We start from the raw sequence: 17,051 nt of genomic DNA, 5'->3' as shown, positions 1-17,051 counted from the left end.
TAATGACAATGCGTAATTCTCTTTTGACCGTACTGGGAAGTGTTATGTTGCTTGGTGCGGCGCTGCCCGCCCATTCTGAAAGCGTGCTGCGAATCGGCCTGGGTGCAGATCCGGACATGCTGGACCCGCATCTGGCGCGTACCTATTATGGCCGCTTCGTCTTTGCTTCCCTGTGTGACCGGCTGGTGGACGTGGACGAGCACCTCAAGGTGGTGCCGGGACTGGCGAAATCCTGGGCGTGGAGCGATGACGGCAAAACGCTGACCCTGGATCTCCGTGAAGGCGTGGCCTTCCACGACGGTGAAAAATTTGATGCCGCCGCCGCGAAATACAACCTCGACCGGGCCCTGACGCTAAAAGGCTCTCTGCGTAAAAGTGAACTCTCTTCCGTTGAGTCGGTGGAGGTCACCGGCCCGATGCAGATAGCCCTGCACCTGAAAACGCCGGATGCCGCACTTCTGATGCAGCTCACCGATCGCGCAGGCGCAATGATGGCGCCGGAAGCCGCGAAAAAAGCCGATTTTGCCGCCCATCCGGTCTGTTCCGGCCCGTATAAATTCGACAGCCGCGTGTCGCAGGACCGCATTGTGCTGACCCGCTTCGACAACTACTGGAACAAAGACGCCTACCACTTCGATAAAATTATCTATCTGCCGATCCCGGATGCCTCCGTGCGCCTGGCGAACCTGCGCGCGGGCGATCTCGACCTGACCGAAGGCATTGCCGCCAGCGACGTCAAAACCGTCGAAGCCGACAGCAAGCTGGCGCTGGCGAAGGTGACGGGCCTCGGATACCAGGGCATCACCTTCAATATTAACAATGGCAAAGTCCCGGCAAACGATCCCTTCAAAGATGCCCGCGTGCGTGAAGCATTTTCCCAGGCCATCGATCGCGATGCTTTAAACCAGGTAGTGTTCGAAGGGCTTTACACTCCGGCAAACCAGGCGTTTTCGCCGGTAAGCCCGTATCACGTCAATTTCCCGGTTCCCCCGCGTGACGTCGACAAAGCCAAAGCGCTGCTGAAAGCCGCAGGCGTCACCGCACCGCTGACCGTCAATCTACTGGTGCCGAACAACCCAACCTCGCAGCAGGTGGGCCAGGTATTGCAGGCGATGGTGGCAGAGGCGGGCTTTAACCTGAACCTGCAAATGACCGAGTTCGCCACGCTGCTGGATCGCCAGCAGAGCGGTGACTACCAGTTGAGCTTCTCCGGCTGGTCGGGTCGCCCGGATCCAGATGGCAGCATCTACGGCTTTATCAACAGCAAAGGCACCCTCAACGACGGCCGCTACAGCAATGCTCAGGTGGATGAATGGCTAACGCAGGCGCGTCAGAGCACCGATCAGGCCGCCCGCCAGCCGCTGTATGACAAGGTTGTGAAGCAGCTTCAGACCGATATGCCGATTGCATACCTTTACTTCGAACCGCGCATTTTTGGCCTGAACAAGCGCGTGCAGGGCTTTAAAGCGTACCCGGACGGCATTGTGCGTCTGGCTGGCTTAACGCTGGCGAAATAAACCTCCTGAGGAGAACCCATGCTGGAACTGATTTGCAAACGTCTGCTGCTGGCTATACCCACTCTGCTGCTGGTGAGCATGATGGTGTTCGGCCTGCAAAAGCTGCTGCCTGGCGATCCGCTGATTGCCATGGCCGGGGAGGAGCGCGATCCGGCGGTGATCGCCCAGCTGCGTGCTGAGCTGAATCTGGACGCGCCGATCCCCGTGCAGTATTTCAACTGGCTGACGCGCGCGCTGCAAGGCGATCTGGGTGTCTCCTTACGCACTCATGAGCCGGTCACGCAACTGATTGCCAGCAAGCTGCCGGTCACGCTGGAACTGTCGCTGCTGGCGATGATTATCGCGCTGGTGTTTGGTATCAGCATGGGGATCCTCGCGGCGGTGAACAAAAACAGCTGGGTCGATCACGGGGCGAACTTTGTGGCGATCTCGGGGATCTCAATACCGCACTTCTGGCTGGGGATCCTGCTGATTCTGGTCTTTTCAGTAAACCTGCAATGGTTGCCTGCGTCCGGTTATGTGCCGTTCAGTGAAGATCCGATCCAGAACCTGCGGACATTGCTGCTGCCCGCGTCCGTGCTCGGAACCGGCCTGGCGGCGACGCTGATGCGCCATACCCGCGCGTCGATGATTGCGGTGCTGAAAGCGGATTACATCCGCACCGCGCGCGCTAAGGGGCTGCTGCCGAAAGCGGTGATCCTGAAGCACGCCTTTCGCAATGCGCTGGTGCCGGTGATCACCCTCACCACGTTGCTGTTCGGCGAGCTGCTGGGCGGGGCGGTGCTGACCGAGCAGGTGTTCACCATTCCGGGCTTCGGCAAAATGATCGTCGACTCGGTGTTCAACCGCGACTACGCGGTGGTGCAGGGCGTAGTGCTGATCGTGGCGATCGGTTTCCTGATGCTCAACCTGCTGGCTGACGTGCTCTACGTCCTTATCAACCCGAAAATGCGAGGTTAACCATGGCGGAACTGACGACGCAAACCGTGGCGCCCGCGCTACCGCGCGCGCAAAACCGGGTGCTGAAAAAATTCCTCGCCAATAAAAGTGCGGTGATTGGCGCGATTGTGGTGGGCTTTTTTGTGCTGGTGGCGCTGCTGGCGCCGTGGATCGCGCCATTTGACCCGGTCAAAGCTAACTTCCTCGCGGTGCGCAAAGCGCCATCGGCGATGTACTGGTTCGGCACCGACGAGCTGGGGCGCGATATCTTGTCCCGCATTATCTGGGGGGCGAGAACCTCGCTGATGGCGGGCTGTATGTCGGTGGCGATCGCGGTTGTCATCGGCGTGCCGCTGGGGCTGGTGGCGGGTTATTTCCAGAAGATGTGGGACGGGGTGATCTCCCGCTTTATTGAGGCACTGCTGGCCTGTCCATTCCTGATCATGGCGATCGCGCTGGGGGCATTCTTAGGCCCAAGCCTGACGAATGCCATGATCGCTATTGGACTCTCGGCAATGCCGATCTTCGCCCGCCTGACGCGCGGCCAGGTGATCGCCATTCGCAACGAAGAGTACATCGACGGCGCGCGGGCGATTGGCCTGCCGGACCGCTGGATCATCATTAAATACGTTCTGCCCAACGTGATGTCACCTATCCTGGTGCAGGCCACGCTGGCCATTGCCTCGGCGATTATCGCCGAAGCCAGCCTTTCGTTTTTAGGGTTAGGCCAACAGCCGCCGAACCCATCCTGGGGCTCCATGCTCAACACCGCAAAAGGGTTTCTCGAACAGGCGCCGTGGATGTCGGTTTTCCCCGGCGTGGCGATTTTCCTTGCCGTTCAGGGCTTTAATTTACTCGGCGACGGGCTGCGCGATGCGCTCGATCCGCGCCACGACTAAGGAGTCATGATGACCAAAGCGCTCGATTTTACAACCGGTTACGATTCACGACGCCCGCCGATGATGGGCCATAACGCCGTTGCCACCTCGCAGCCGCTGGCGGCACAGGCGGGAATGAAGATGCTACAGCTGGGCGGAAATGCCGTTGATGCGGCGATTGCGACCGCCATGGCGCTGACCGTTGTCGAGCCGACCGGCAACGGCATCGGCAGCGATGCTTTTGCCATTGTCTGGGACGGTGAAAAACTTCACGGTCTGAATGCGTCCGGTCGTTCGCCAGCCAGCTGGCATGCGGATCTGTTTGCCGGAAAAACCGCCGTACCGGAAATCGGCTGGGACGCGGTGACCGTGCCGGGTGCGGTGTCGGGCTGGGTGGCGCTGGCTGAACGTTTTGGCACGCTGCCGCTGACCACGCTCGCGCAGCCAGCCATTGATTACGCGCGTAACGGTTTCCCGGTCTCGCCGCTGATCGGCCATCTCTGGCAGCGCGGCTACAACAAGCTGAAAGATCAGCCCGGGTTTAGTGCCTGCTTTGCGCCGGAAGGCCGCGCGCCGCGCGTGGGGGAGATCTTCCGTAACCCGGCGCAGGCGAACTCACTGGAGCTGATCGCCAAAACCAACGGCGACGCGTTTTACCGTGGCGAACTGGCGCAGAAAATTGCCGCCTTCGCCAAAGCACATGGTGCACACCTGACCGAAGCAGACCTGGCGAATCACCGTGTGGACTGGGTGGAACTGCTATCGCGCGACTTCGCGGGCGGTTCGGTGCAGGAATTGCCGCCAAACGGTCAGGGGATCGCCACCCTGATTGCGCTCGGCATTCTGGAGCAGTGCGGCATCGAGAAACATCACCCGGATTCCGTGCAGGGGCTGCACCTCTCTATAGAGGCAATGAAGCTGGCGCTGGCGGATCTCGATCGCTACGTTGCGGATGAAGAGCATATGGAGTTTGCCGCCAAAGCGCTGCTGAGCGACCATTATCTGAAGTCGCGCGCCGCGCTTATCAACCACGATAAAGCCTCTGATTTTGTGTACGGATCGCCGACGCAGAGTGGGACGGTTTACCTCAGCGCAGCGGATTCCAGCGGGATGATGATCTCCTTTATTCAGTCTAATTTTATGGGCTTCGGTTCAGGGATCGTGGTGCCGGAGACGGGGATCAGCCTGCAAAACCGCGGCTGCGGCTTTGTGCTCGATCCCAAACACCCGAACGCGCTGGCGGGCAGCAAGCGTCCTTTCCACACCATCATTCCGGGCTTTGCGATGGACGGTAACGGCAAACCGCTGATGTCCTTCGGCGTGATGGGCGGCCCGATGCAGGCGCAGGGGCACATGCAGATGGCGCTGCGCATTATGCTGCACGGGCAAAACCCGCAAGCGGCGATTGACGCCCCGCGCTGGCGCGTGGTGCAGGGCAGGGAAGTGGTTGTTGAATCGACCTTCGATCGCAATACCATCGCGGCGCTGCGCGAGCGCGGACACCAGATCGTGGTGGAAGATCCGCTTCAGGATTACAATTTTGGCGGCGCGCAGGTGATTTACCGTATGCCGGAAGGGCACTACGTGGCTGCGACGGAGAGCCGCAAAGACGGGCAGGCGTTGGTGAGCTGATTTGTAGGCCGGGTAAGGCGCAGCCGCCACCCGGCTTTTTCTTATCCAATGCTAAATGGATCTGCATCCTGCCAGGCCGGAAACTTCTCCCGATACTCCTTTAACGCCGTTAACGAGATCTCAGCGTCAATTCGTGTCGCCTGATGCGGCTCGGCGGTGGCAATAATCTCACCCTGCGGACTGATCACCCGGCTGTCACCGCGATAGTGATGCCCGTTGCCGTCCGTTCCTACGCGGTTACAGCCAACGACATAAGCCTGATTTTCAATCGCGCGCGCGGTCAATAAAGCCTGCCAGTGCAGGGAGCGTGGGGCGGGCCAGTTGGCGACGTACAACGCCAGGTCATAATCGTTGCGGTTGCGCGACCACACCGGGAAGCGCAGGTCATAGCAGACCAGCGGCAGAATACGCCAGCCGCGCCATTCAAATACCACGCGTTCGTTTCCGGCTTCATAATGTTGATGTTCATCCGCCATGCGGAACAGGTGGCGCTTATCGTAGAAATGGACGTTTCCTTCCGGCTCGACCAGCAGGAAGCGATTGACCGGTCCGCGCCCGGTCTGGAGCGCGACGCTGCCGGCAATCAGCGCGTTTGTTTCCTGCGCCCTGGCGTGCATCCAGGCCACCACCTCGTCCTGCGGCATGGACTGTTTTGCTGCCTCCATCGCGAAACCTGTGGTGAACATCTCCGGCAGGACAATCACATCGCGTCCGGTAATCTCTTCCAGCTGGCGATCAAAATGGCGAAGGTTGGCGGGGCCGTCCATCCACACTAAAGGTTGCTGCAAAACAGAAATCTTTAAACCAGGCACGATACAGGCTCCTTAATAAACACTTTTTGACACTGTAGCACGTCATTACCAGAAAATGTGGCAATAAAAAACCCCGCGCGGGGCGGGGTTTGTGAGAGCAAAATACCTTATGCCGCTTCAGGTTTGCGGAGCTTCTCTGGCAGCTTTACCGGCTGAGTCGCCAGCTCTTCTGGTTCGAAATCATCCACGTTAATACTGCGCAGACGGCTCTCTTCGGCTTTCACCAGAATCGCAGCTTCGCTGTTGTCGATGATGCCACCCGCCAGCGCCTGTTTTGCCAGCTCATCCAGTCGTGTAAACGGCAGGTTTTTGCCCAGCTGTTTGCAGATCTTCTGGTGAATCGGGTCGGCGGCCATCACGTCAAGCAGCGCTTCTTCCAGCAAACCTACCGGGTTATGCGGGGTAGGTTCCAGGTATTGACCACGGCCAATACGGGAACGGGTTGCGCTTGGTACCTGGAGGATCTTCGCCACTTTATGATCCAGCTTGTCAGACGGTGCCAGATGGTGACGACCGGTCGGGAAGATCACCGCGCGCAGGGCGCCCGCCACGAAGCGGTTCGGGAAGTTTGCCAGCAGGTCGTCAATCGCCTGTTCCGCCTGATACATCGCATCCTGCACGCCCCAGTGCACCAGCGGCAGATCCGCTTCCTGACGGCCTTCATCGTCGTAGCGTTTCAGCACCGCAGAGGCCAGGAAGATCTGGCTCAGCACATCACCCAGACGGGCGGAGATGCGTTCGCGACGCTTCAGGCTTCCGCCCAGAACGGCCATGGAGACGTCAGACAGCAGCGCCAGGTTAGCGCTCAGACGGTTCAGGTGTTGGTAGTAACGTTTGGTTGCATCGCGGGTCGGCGTCGCGCTGGTCAGCCCCCGCGTCAGGCCGAGCCAGAAGCTGCGAACTTCATTGCTGCCAACGTGACCGATATGTTTGAACAGCAGCTTGTCGAAGGCATCCACGTCGTTATTCTGCGCGGCAGCCATCTCTTCCAGCACGTACGGATGGCAACGAATCGCACCCTGGCCGAAGATCATCATGCTGCGGGTCAGGATGTTTGCCCCTTCCACGGTGATGGCAATCGGTGCGCCCTGATAGCCGCGTGCCAGGAAGTTGCCTTCGCCAAGCATAATGCCTTTACCGCCTGCGATATCCATTGCATCAATAATTGACTGCTGTGCACGGTGGGTACAGTGGTACTTCACAATTGCCGACAGCACGGCGGGTTTCTCGCCCAGCATAATACCGTAGGTAATCAGCGAGGCTGCGGCGTCCATCACGTAGGCATTGCCCGCAATACGCGCCAGCGGCTCTTCGATACCTTCCATCTTGCCGATGGAGATTTTGAACTGACGGCGGATATGCGCGTAAGCCCCAATCCCCATCGCCACCGATTTCAGACCGCCGGTAGAGTTCGACGGCAGGGTAATGCCGCGGCCCACCGACAGACATTCCACCAGCATACGCCAGCCCTGACCGGCCATTTTCGGACCACCGATGATGTAGTCAATCGGCACAAAGATATCCTGACCGCGAGTCGGGCCGTTCTGGAACGGTACGTTCAGCGGGAAATGACGACGACCAATTTCAACCCCCGGGGTCGAGGTTGGGATCAGCGCACAGGTAATGCCCAGATCTTCATCACCGCCCAGCAGTTTTTCCGGGTCAGAAAGTTTGAACGCCAGACCGAGTACGGTGGCGATAGGCGCCAGGGTGATATAACGTTTGTTCCAGGTCAGGCGCATGCCCAGCACCTGTTCGCCCTGCCATTCGCCCATGCAGACCACGCCAGTATCCGGGATCGCACCGGCATCAGAACCGGCTTCCGGGCTGGTCAGCGCGAAGCACGGAATTTCCTGACCACGCGCCAGACGCGGCAGATAGTGATCTTTCTGCTCTTCCGTACCGTAATGCTGTAACAGCTCGCCCGGGCCTAAGGAGTTTGGCACGCCAACGGTGATCGCCAGGATCCCGGAAACACCCGCCAGTTTTTGCAGGACGCGAGCCTGAGCGTAAGCGGAGAATTCCAGACCGCCGTACTCTTTCTTAATGATCATCGCGAAGAAGCGATGCTCTTTCAGATATGCCCACAGCTCAGGCGGCAGGTCGGCCATTTCGTGAGTGATGGCAAAATCGTTCGCCATGCGGCAGGCTTCTTCCACCGGGCCGTCAATAAAGGCTTTTTCTTCGGCGGTCAGACGCGGCTGCGGGTAGTTGTGCAGCTTTTTCCAGTCCGGGTTGCCCTGGAACAGATCGCCTTCCCACCAGGTCGTGCCCGCATCAATCGCCTCTTTCTCCGTGCGCGACATCGGCGGCATCACTTTACGGAATCCCTTGAACACCGGCGCAGAGATCATCGACTTACGCATCGGCGTCAGGTTAAACGGCAGCAAAATGATTGCCAGGGGAACAAGTACCCAGATATTCCACAGGCCAACGACGCCAAGTGCAGCCGTCCAGGCCAGAAGAATCAGGCTACTCAGGAATAAACTGACACGGTGATAGAACAACACCCCGAGCAGCACAACGGTTGCGAAAATGCTCAAAATCATCATAAAGAAAAGCTCCCTTGCTTGTAGGAGGTCTGACCACTTGTGATGATATGGTTGTAGTTGATGTCATTTCCTTTATCAATGTGTTTACAAAATAATTACAACCTGGTTCACATTGTTCGCGTTTTAGCCGGCACAAAAAATCAAAACGCCGGACGATTCGCATGGCTTTAGCTTCTCGCTTTTACTGCTATCCGGTACACTCCACTGTGTTATTTCATCAATACTGAAGGATTATCCTCATGTACCAGGATCTTATTCGTAACGAACTGAACGAAGCGGCGGAAACGCTGGCGAATTTTCTGAAAGATGATGCCAATATTCACGCTATTCAGCGCGCGGCGGTCCTGCTTGCCGACAGTTTCAAAGCCGGCGGTAAAGTGCTCTCCTGCGGTAACGGCGGTTCCCACTGTGACGCCATGCACTTCGCCGAAGAGCTGACCGGACGCTATCGCGAAAACCGTCCGGGCTACCCGGCGATTGCGATTTCCGACGTGAGCCACATCTCCTGTGTAGGCAACGACTTTGGTTACGACCATATCTTTTCCCGCTACGTTGAAGCCGTAGGCCGTGAAGGCGACGTGCTGCTGGGGATCTCCACGTCCGGTAACTCCGCTAACGTGATCAAAGCGATCGCCGCCGCGCGTGAGAAGGGCATGAAAGTGATCACCCTGACCGGGAAAGATGGCGGTAAGATGGACGGTACAGCGGACATTGAAATCCGTGTACCACACTTCGGTTATGCGGATCGCGTTCAGGAAATTCACATCAAAGTGATCCACATCCTGATCCAACTGATCGAAAAAGAGATGGTTAAGTAAGACTTCGCTGGGGGGCGCCGGTGCCCCCCGCTGTTGTGGAGGTGTTCTATGTGCGAACTGCTCGGGATGAGCGCCAATGTGCCAACCGATATCTGCTTTAGTTTCACCGGGCTGGTTCAGCGCGGTGGAGGAACCGGGCCGCATAAAGACGGCTGGGGCATTACCTTCTACGAAGGCAAAGGATGCCGCACGTTTAAAGATCCACAGCCCAGCTTTAACTCACCCATTGCCAGACTGGTGCAGGACTATCCTATTAAATCCTGTTCGGTGATCGCCCATATCCGCCAGGCCAATCGCGGCGAAGTGGCGCTGGAAAATACCCATCCGTTTACCCGTGAACTGTGGGGACGTAACTGGACCTATGCGCACAACGGGCAGCTCTCGGGCTATAAATCACTGGAAACCGGCAATTTTCGTCCTGTCGGTGAAACGGACAGCGAAAAAGCATTTTGCTGGCTGCTGCACAAGCTGACCGAGCGCTACCCCCGTACGCCCGGCAACATGACCGCAGTATTTAAGTACATAGCGTCACTGGCGTCTGAGTTACGCGAGAAGGGCGTGTTTAATATGCTGCTGTCTGACGGACGCTACGTGATGGCATTCTGCTCGACGAATCTGTTCTGGATCACCCGACGTGCGCCGTTTGGCGTCGCCACGCTGCTCGATCAGGATGTGGAAATTGATTTTCAGAAGGAGACCACACCGAACGATGTGGTCACTGTCATTGCAACGCAGCCGCTGACGGGCAACGAAACCTGGCAAAAGATCATGCCAGGCGAGTGGGCGCTATTTTGTCTCGGGGACCGCGTAATTTGACGCCAGCTGAGGGTGAACCACTTCATGGCTGAGCGGTTTACTCACCACGTAACGGCCATTGACGATGGACACCACCGGCGGCTTATGGGTCTGCTCGAAGTAGTCATAACCCGGTTTTAGCTGTTTCCAGAAATCTGTGTAAACAGAGTACTTATGGCGCGCCATGTTGGCATCCGTCATACGGAACGGATAGATACTGACCTGAACATTCGGCTGGCCGAAGACCAGTGCGCCCGTGACAAACTGGAAGATTTCATCAATGCCGGAATCCGTCATCGCATAACAGCCGACAGACACGCAGGCGCCGTGGATCATCAGGTATTTCCCTTCGTAACCGTGCGCACGGTCAAAGGCGTTAGGGAAACCGATGTTAATCGCTTTATAGAAGCGGCTGTCCGGTTTTAGCTGGTTACGCTGAACGTTGTAAAACCCTTCCGGACTTTTGAAGTCACCCTGGCGCTGTTTCGGCCCCAGTCCGCCAGAATAGTTACAGATTTTGTAGCTATCGAGCAGTTGATACGTCTCGCCCATTTTGACAAACAGATCGAGTGTGCGCTCTTCCTTGAAGATTTGAATATAAACCGGGGAACCCATCAACTGCTGTTTATACTCTTTGCTGACCGGCGTCGTTGAACTATTACTGCCAAGCAGCCCGGCAAACGACATGCACGGTATCAGAAGCATCGCAATGAACAATGCGATTTTACGCATACTACTGGTTCCTTGATAAAACAATGACCAACTTGCCAGAACGGCAAAAGACACCCGAAATCAGACTAATCTGGACAGGAGCGCTCACATTAGCACCGATGGAGATTTTCGCAAGAGCCAACCTTTGCGTTTACAAATTAGTTTTACTTTATAACCCATTCATATTGTCCTGACTCCAGGAACTTTGCGCAATAGCTCGCATTTCGGCGCGCCAGACGGCGGATTTACTGCCCTTGGCAGGGCCGAAAATGGTACACTCCGCCCTCTCTGGATTGTTGTTCATGGATACCTGCTAACCACATGTTTAGAATCAGAAAAGGACTCGATCTGCCAATCTCTGGCGTGCCTGAACAGCACGTAACGACCGGCGCCAGTATTCATCATGTCGCTATTGTGGGTGATGATTACGTGGGCATGCGCCCCGCGATGCTGGTACAGGAAGGCGATCGTGTAATAAAAGGCCAGGCACTCTTCGAGGATAAAAAAAATCCTGGCGTTATGTTTACAGCCCCTGCCAGCGGTACCGTCGTCGCCATCCATCGTGGTGAGCGTCGCGTTCTGCAATCGGTAGTTATTCAAATTGAAGGCGATGAGAAACGCGAGTTTACGCGTTTTGACGCCGCCGATCTCGCTAGCCTCAGCCACGACGCGGTGCAGACGCAACTGCTGGAATCAGGACTGTGGACGGCGCTTCGCACGCGTCCCTATAGCAAAACGCCCGTACCTGGCACGATGCCAGCCGCTATCTTCGTTACGGCCATCGACACTAACCCGCTCAGCGCGGATCCGCAGCCTCTTATCCTGGCGGAACGCAAAGCTTTCGATGCCGGCCTCACCGTGTTAACGCGCCTGACGCCGGGCAAAGTGCATGTCTGCCAGGCCAGCGGCGGTAAGCTGGGCGGGCATCCGCAAGGGCAGGTCGCCTTTAATGAATTTGCCGGCCCGCATCCGGCCGGGCTGGTGGGAACGCATATTCATTTCCTGGAGCCGGTAAGCCTGACGAAACAGGTCTGGCATCTTAATTATCAGGACGTGATCGCTATCGGTAAGCTCTTCACCAGGGGTGAGCTATGCGCAGAACGCATTATTGCCATCGGCGGCCCTCAGGCAACCCAACCGCGTCTGGTTCGCACGCTGCTTGGGGCAGACCTGACGGCGCTGTTGGCTGGCGAAACGAAAGAGGGTGAGAACCGCATTATTTCCGGCTCGGTGCTGAGCGGCAGACACGCGACAGGCCCGATGGCCTGGCTGGGTCGTTTCCATCTTCAGGTGAGCGTGGTGCTTGAAGGGCGCGAGAAAGAGCTGTTCGGCTGGGTGCTGCCTGGCGCGGAAAAATACTCGGTAACCCGTACCACGCTCGGCCACTTTTTGCGTCGTAAGCTGTTTAACTTCTCCACCAGCACCAACGGCGGTGAGCGCGCCATGGTCCCGATTGGCAACTACGAACGCGTGATGCCGCTGGATATTCTGCCCACTGTGCTGCTGCGCGATCTGCTGGCTGGCGATACCGACGGTGCCCAGGCGCTGGGCTGTCTGGAGCTGGACGAGGAAGATCTGGCGCTGTGTACCTATGTGTGTCCAGGTAAATACGAATATGGACCCGTATTGCGCGAGGTGTTAACCCGCATTGAGCAGGAAGGATAACCATGGGCTTAAAACACCTCTTTGAAAAAATTGAGCCGCACTTTACCGAAGGGAAGCTCAAAAAGTACTACCCGCTGTATGAAGCGACAACGACCATTTTCTACACCCCGGGTCTGGTGACGAAAGGCGCGGCGCACGTTCGCGACGCCATCGACCTCAAGCGAATGATGATTCTGGTCTGGTTTGCGGTCTTCCCGGCCATGTTCTGGGGGATGTATAACGTTGGGTTGCAGACTATTCCGGCGCTGCACCATATGTACGATGCAGAGCAGCTGGCGCAGGTGATTCAGTCTGACTGGCACTATCGTCTGGCGCAGTCGCTGGGGGTGAGCTTTGCGGCAGATGCAGGCTGGATCAGCATGATGACGCTGGGCGCTGTCTTCTTCCTCCCCATCTATATGATTGTCTTTATTGTGGGCGGTTTCTGGGAGGTTCTGTTCGCTATTATTCGCAAACATGAGATAAACGAAGGCTTCTTTGTTACCTCTATTCTGTTTGCGCTGATTGTTCCGCCAACGCTGCCGCTCTGGCAGGCGGCGATGGGGATCAGCTTTGGCGTGGTGATTGCCAAGGAGATCTTCGGCGGGACCGGACGCAACTTCCTCAACCCGGCACTGGCAGGGCGCGCGTTCCTGTTCTTTGCTTATCCGGCGCAAATCTCGGGCGACCTGGTGTGGACGGCAGCAGACGGATTCTCCGGCGCGACGCCACTTTCACAGTGGGCGGCTGGCGGCGGCGAAACGCTGGTTAACAATGCAACCGGACAGCCTGTCACCTGGTTTGATGCGTTTATTGGCAATATTCCAGGCTCCATCGGTGAAGTGTCTACCCTGATGATTTTGATCGGCGGAGCCATCATCCTCTTTGGCCGCGTGGCGTCCTGGCGCATTGTCGCTGGCGTCATGCTTGGGATGGTCCTCACCGCCACGCTTTTCAATTTCATTGGTTCAGACACTAACCCGATGTTCTCCATGCCGTGGTACTGGCACCTCGTGCTGGGAGGCTTTGCGTTTGGCATGATGTTCATGGCCACCGATCCTGTCTCGGCTTCGTTTACCGACAGAGGAAAATGGTGCTACGGCGCGCTCATTGGGGTGATGTGTGTACTGATTCGCGTGGTCAACCCGGCCTATCCGGAAGGGATGATGTTGGCCATTCTGTTTGCCAATCTGTTTGCGCCGCTGTTCGACTACCTGGTCGTGCGCGCCAACATTAAGCGGAGGAAGGCGCGTGGCTGAGATCAAAAATAACGACAGTATCAGCAAAACGCTGCTGGTGGTGCTGGTACTGTGTCTGGTCTGTTCCATTGTCGTGGCCGGTTCTGCCGTAGGGTTGAAACCGCTACAGCAGGAGCAACGAGCGCTGGATAAACAGCGTAACATCCTTGCCGTTGCCGGGCTGATGCAGGAAGGCATGACGAAGGATGACGTCGCAGCGGTGTTTGCCGAACGCATTACCGCACGGCTGGTGGATTTAAAAACCGGGGAGTTAATGGATAAAGACCCGGCGAAATATAACCAGGCGCTGGCGCTAAAAGATCCGCAGATGAGCACCATGCTTGACGCCTCGCAGGATCCGGCAGGCATTAAGCGCCGCAGCAATGTCGCGGAGATTTACCTCGTCCGCGACGAGCAAAAGCGCATCCAGGAAATCGTGTTGCCCATCTATGGCAACGGTTTATGGTCAATGATGTACGCCTTTGTGGCGCTGGATACCGATGGCCGTACGGTCAAAGGCATTACATATTACGATCAGGGCGAAACACCAGGGCTGGGGGGCGAAGTTGAGAATCCTAACTGGCGGGCACAGTTTGTCGGTAAAAAAGTGCTCGATGACAACGGCCAGCCTGCGCTGAAGGTGGTGAAAGGAGGAGCGCGTCCCGGTGATGAATTTGCCGTTGATGGCCTTTCCGGCGCCACGCTCACCTCTAATGGGGTGCAGCACAGCTTTGATTTCTGGATGGGTGAACTGGGCTTTGGTCCCTTCCTGAAGAATGTACGTGAAGGAGCGCTGAACAATGGCTGATACGGGTGAACTGAAAGAAGTTAAAAAGGTGCTGATTGGCCCACTTTTAGCCAATAACCCGATAACGCTTCAGGTGCTGGGTGTATGCTCGGCTCTGGCGGTAACCACTAAGCTGGAAACGGCGGTGGTTATGACGCTGGCGGTAACGCTGGTGACAGCGTTTTCCAGCATGTTTATCTCAATGATCCGCCACCACATACCCAACAGCGTGAGGATCATTGTCCAGATGGCGATCATCGCCTCGCTGGTGATCGTGGTTGATCAGCTTCTGCGCGCCTTCGCTTATGAAACCTCGAAGCAGCTTTCGGTGTTTGTCGGCCTGATTATCACCAACTGTATCGTGATGGGGCGCGCTGAAGCCTATGCGATGAAAATGCCGCCACTGGCGAGCTTTATGGACGGTATCGGCAACGGGCTGGGTTATGGCGTGATCCTGTTGACGGTTGGTTTCCTGCGCGAACTTATTGGCAGCGGAAAACTGTTTGGCATTCCGGTGCTGGATACGGTACAGAACGGCGGCTGGTATCTGCCGAACGGTTTGTTCCTGCTGGCACCAAGCGCATTTTTCATTATCGGTTTGCTGATCTGGCTGATTCGTACGCTGAAGCCTGAACAGCAGGAAAAGGAGTAACCGACGATGGCTCATTACCTGAGTTTATTTGTGCGCGCGGTGTTTGTTGAAAACATGGCGCTCGCTTTCTTCCTGGGCATGTGTACGTTCCTTGCTGTTTCTAAGAAGGTATCGACGGCATTCGGTCTGGGTGTGGCGGTCACTGTTGTGCTGGGGCTTTCCGTTCCGATTAACAACCTGGTGTTCAACTTCGTGCTTCGCGATGGCGCGCTGGTGGAGGGAGTTGATCTTAGCTTTCTGAACTTCATCACCTTTATCGGGGTGATTGCGGCGCTTGTTCAGATCCTGGAGATGATCCTCGATAAATACTTCCCGTCGCTGTACAACGCACTGGGGATCTTCCTGCCGCTAATCGCAGTGAACTGCGCCATTTTCGGCGGCGTCTCATTTATGGTTCAGCGCGATTACAACTTCAGTGAATCGGTTGTGTATGGTTTCGGTTCCGGTATCGGCTGGATGCTGGCGATTGTCACCATGGCGGGGATCCGTGAAAAAATGAAATATGCCAACGTACCTGCGGGGCTTCGTGGCTTAGGGATCACCTTTATCACCACCGGCCTGATGGCGTTGGGCTTTATGTCCTTCTCCGGTGTGCAGCTATAAGGGCTAAAAGATGGAAATTATTCTTGGCGTGGTGATGTTCACGCTGATAGTACTGGTGCTGTCAGGGCTGATCCTGGCAGCGCGTGCGAAGCTGGTTAATTCCGGGGATGTGATCATTGATATCAATGACGATCCGCAGAATCAGATCCGTACCCCGGCAGGGGATAAGCTGCTTAACACGCTCTCCGGCAACGGGATTTTTGTCTCGTCTGCCTGTGGCGGCGGTGGCTCCTGTGGACAGTGCCGTGTGACGGTGAAAGAGGGAGGCGGTGATATTCTGCCAACAGAACTGTCGCATATCACGAAGCGTGAAGCGAAAGAGGGCTGCCGTCTGGCGTGTCAGGTCGCAGTGCGCCAGAACATGAAGATTGAGCTGCCGGAGGAGATCTTCGGCGTGAAAAAATGGGAGTGCGAAGTTATCTCTAACGATAATAAAGCCACGTTCATTAAAGAGCTCAAGCTGCGCGTTCCTGAAGGGGAGAGCGTCCCGTTCCGTGCGGGTGGGTATATCCAGATTGATTGTCCGGCACATACCGTGGCGTATGCTGACTTCGACGTGCCCGAGGAGTACCGGGCCGACTGGGATAAATTTAACCTCTTCCGCTTTGTTTCCGAAGTAAAAGAGCCCGCGCTTCGCGCTTATTCCATGGCTAACTACCCGGAAGAGAAGGGCATTATTATGCTCAACGTGCGTATCGCCACGCCGCCGCCGAATGTGCCTGATGCACCCCCTGGCGTCATGTCGTCCTATATCTGGTCCCTCAAGCCTGGTGACAAAGTGACGATTTCCGGCCCGTTCGGCGAATTCTTTGCCAAAGACACCGACGCGGAAATGGTCTTTATCGGCGGCGGTGCGGGTATGGCGCCGATGCGTTCACATATCTTTGACCAGCTCAAACGCCTTGGCAGCAAGCGCAAGATCAGCTTCTGGTACGGGGCGCGTTCACTGCGCGAAATGTTCTATGACGATGAGTTTGAACAACTGGCACGTGATAACCCTAACTTTACCTTCCATGTGGCGTTATCCGATCCGCAGCCGGAAGATAACTGGACAGGTTATACGGGCTTCATCCACAACGTGCTGTATGAAAATTACCTCAAACAGCACCCGGCACCGGAAGATTGCGAGTTTTATATGTGTGGCCCGCCAATGATGAACGCTGCCGTGATTAAGATGCTAAAAGATCTTGGCGTGGAAGATGAGAACATCATGCTCGATGATTTCGGAGGCTGATTATGCTGACCTTTCTGGCGACCTTTGCGGTGTTTGTACTGGTGATATTCGGGATGTCCTTAGGCTGGATCATCAAGCGTAAAAGCATCCAGGGCAGCTGTGGAGGTATATCTTCCATCGGAATGGAAAAAGTGTGCGATTGTCCGGAACCGTGCGATGCGCGAAAAAAACGGATGGCTCGCGAGCAGCAACGCATTATTTAGTTTTGTATGTCGGGTAAGGCAACGCCGCCACCCGAC

16 protein-coding genes are annotated in these 17,051 nt (G+C 56.5%); 13 read left to right on the top strand and 3 right to left on the bottom strand.

Annotated elements, in window-relative coordinates; translation table 11 throughout:
- Positions 1–2 precede the first annotated feature (2 nt).
- From ACOT0L_RS21630 to ACOT0L_RS21615, 4 genes are read left to right on the top strand one after another with little or no spacing between them, the layout of a single operon-like run.
- A complete protein-coding gene (locus ACOT0L_RS21630; protein WP_022647135.1) occupies positions 3–1,517 on the top strand; it encodes an ABC transporter substrate-binding protein in 1,515 nt (504 codons plus the stop codon).
- Between the two features lie 18 nt (positions 1,518–1,535).
- Positions 1,536–2,477: an ABC transporter permease gene (locus ACOT0L_RS21625; protein ID WP_022647136.1), complete on the top strand. Its 942-nt coding sequence runs from the start codon at positions 1,536–1,538 to the stop codon at positions 2,475–2,477.
- Between the two features lie 2 nt (positions 2,478–2,479).
- On the top strand, positions 2,480–3,355 hold the full coding sequence (locus ACOT0L_RS21620) for an ABC transporter permease (RefSeq protein ID WP_022647137.1): 876 nt from the start codon (positions 2,480–2,482) through the stop codon (positions 3,353–3,355).
- Positions 3,356–3,364: 9 nt separating this feature from the next.
- Entirely contained in the window at positions 3,365–4,966 is a 1,602-nt protein-coding gene (locus tag ACOT0L_RS21615) for a gamma-glutamyltransferase family protein (protein ID WP_108368055.1), read from the top strand.
- Positions 4,967–5,007: 41 nt separating this feature from the next.
- Here ACOT0L_RS21615 and ACOT0L_RS21610 read toward each other — a convergent pair whose 3' ends face one another.
- Together ACOT0L_RS21610 and fadE are read right to left on the bottom strand one after the other, a co-directional pair.
- Positions 5,008–5,778: an amidohydrolase gene (locus ACOT0L_RS21610; RefSeq protein WP_023305484.1), complete on the bottom strand. Its 771-nt coding sequence runs from the start codon at positions 5,776–5,778 to the stop codon at positions 5,008–5,010.
- 107 nt (positions 5,779–5,885) lie between these two features.
- Entirely contained in the window at positions 5,886–8,330 is a 2,445-nt protein-coding gene (gene fadE, locus ACOT0L_RS21605) for an acyl-CoA dehydrogenase FadE (RefSeq protein WP_126504223.1), read from the bottom strand.
- A gap of 239 nt (positions 8,331–8,569) precedes the next feature.
- Between fadE and lpcA the strand changes: the two genes are divergently transcribed.
- Together lpcA and ACOT0L_RS21595 are read left to right on the top strand one after the other, a co-directional pair.
- On the top strand, positions 8,570–9,148 hold the full coding sequence (lpcA, locus tag ACOT0L_RS21600; RefSeq protein ID WP_003863232.1) for a D-sedoheptulose 7-phosphate isomerase: 579 nt from the start codon (positions 8,570–8,572) through the stop codon (positions 9,146–9,148).
- Between the two features lie 48 nt (positions 9,149–9,196).
- A complete protein-coding gene (locus ACOT0L_RS21595) occupies positions 9,197–9,964 on the top strand; it encodes a class II glutamine amidotransferase (protein ID WP_017383120.1) in 768 nt (255 codons plus the stop codon).
- On the opposite strand, the gene dpaA is transcribed toward ACOT0L_RS21595, so the two are convergent.
- The gene (gene dpaA, locus ACOT0L_RS21590) at positions 9,935–10,675 is read right to left on the bottom strand and encodes a peptidoglycan meso-diaminopimelic acid protein amidase (RefSeq protein ID WP_063148307.1); all 741 of its coding nucleotides are present in this window, start codon (positions 10,673–10,675) and stop codon (positions 9,935–9,937) included. The two genes, ACOT0L_RS21595 and dpaA, sit on opposite strands and share 30 nt — an antisense overlap.
- Positions 10,676–10,975: 300 nt before the next feature.
- Between dpaA and ACOT0L_RS21585 the strand changes: the two genes are divergently transcribed.
- From ACOT0L_RS21585 to nqrM, 7 genes are read left to right on the top strand one after another with little or no spacing between them, the layout of a single operon-like run.
- Positions 10,976–12,319 (top strand): Na(+)-translocating NADH-quinone reductase subunit A, encoded by a 1,344-nt coding sequence (locus ACOT0L_RS21585; protein ID WP_063151170.1) that lies wholly within the window; start codon positions 10,976–10,978, stop codon positions 12,317–12,319.
- Positions 12,320–12,321: 2 nt separating this feature from the next.
- Complete coding sequence (locus tag ACOT0L_RS21580; RefSeq protein WP_063151172.1) at positions 12,322–13,557, top strand: NADH:ubiquinone reductase (Na(+)-transporting) subunit B; 1,236 nt, start codon at positions 12,322–12,324, stop codon at positions 13,555–13,557.
- Positions 13,550–14,344, top strand: a complete 795-nt coding sequence (locus tag ACOT0L_RS21575; RefSeq protein WP_022647144.1) for a Na(+)-translocating NADH-quinone reductase subunit C — start codon at positions 13,550–13,552, stop codon at positions 14,342–14,344. Before ACOT0L_RS21580 ends, ACOT0L_RS21575 begins: the two co-directional genes overlap by 8 nt.
- Positions 14,337–14,975: an NADH:ubiquinone reductase (Na(+)-transporting) subunit D gene (locus tag ACOT0L_RS21570; RefSeq protein WP_003863219.1), complete on the top strand. Its 639-nt coding sequence runs from the start codon at positions 14,337–14,339 to the stop codon at positions 14,973–14,975. Before ACOT0L_RS21575 ends, ACOT0L_RS21570 begins: the two co-directional genes overlap by 8 nt.
- A gap of 6 nt (positions 14,976–14,981) precedes the next feature.
- Complete coding sequence (nqrE, locus tag ACOT0L_RS21565; RefSeq protein ID WP_003863217.1) at positions 14,982–15,578, top strand: NADH:ubiquinone reductase (Na(+)-transporting) subunit E; 597 nt, start codon at positions 14,982–14,984, stop codon at positions 15,576–15,578.
- Between the two features lie 10 nt (positions 15,579–15,588).
- Positions 15,589–16,812 carry an NADH:ubiquinone reductase (Na(+)-transporting) subunit F gene (gene nqrF / locus ACOT0L_RS21560; RefSeq protein ID WP_015571374.1) on the top strand — a complete coding sequence of 408 codons (1,224 nt, stop codon included), beginning with the start codon at positions 15,589–15,591 and terminating at the stop codon, positions 16,810–16,812.
- A 2-nt stretch (positions 16,813–16,814) separates the two neighbouring features.
- Positions 16,815–17,015 carry a (Na+)-NQR maturation NqrM gene (nqrM, locus tag ACOT0L_RS21555; RefSeq protein WP_003863212.1) on the top strand — a complete coding sequence of 67 codons (201 nt, stop codon included), beginning with the start codon at positions 16,815–16,817 and terminating at the stop codon, positions 17,013–17,015.
- The last annotated feature ends 36 nt before the right edge of the window (positions 17,016–17,051 follow it).

It is taken from the genome of Enterobacter cloacae complex sp. XAL002 (assembly GCF_049236805.1).
Classification (GTDB): Bacteria; Pseudomonadota; Gammaproteobacteria; order Enterobacterales; family Enterobacteriaceae; genus Enterobacter; species Enterobacter intestinihominis.
Note: the sequence above shows the minus strand (reverse complement) of the source record. Positions and strands in the feature narration are given on the sequence as shown.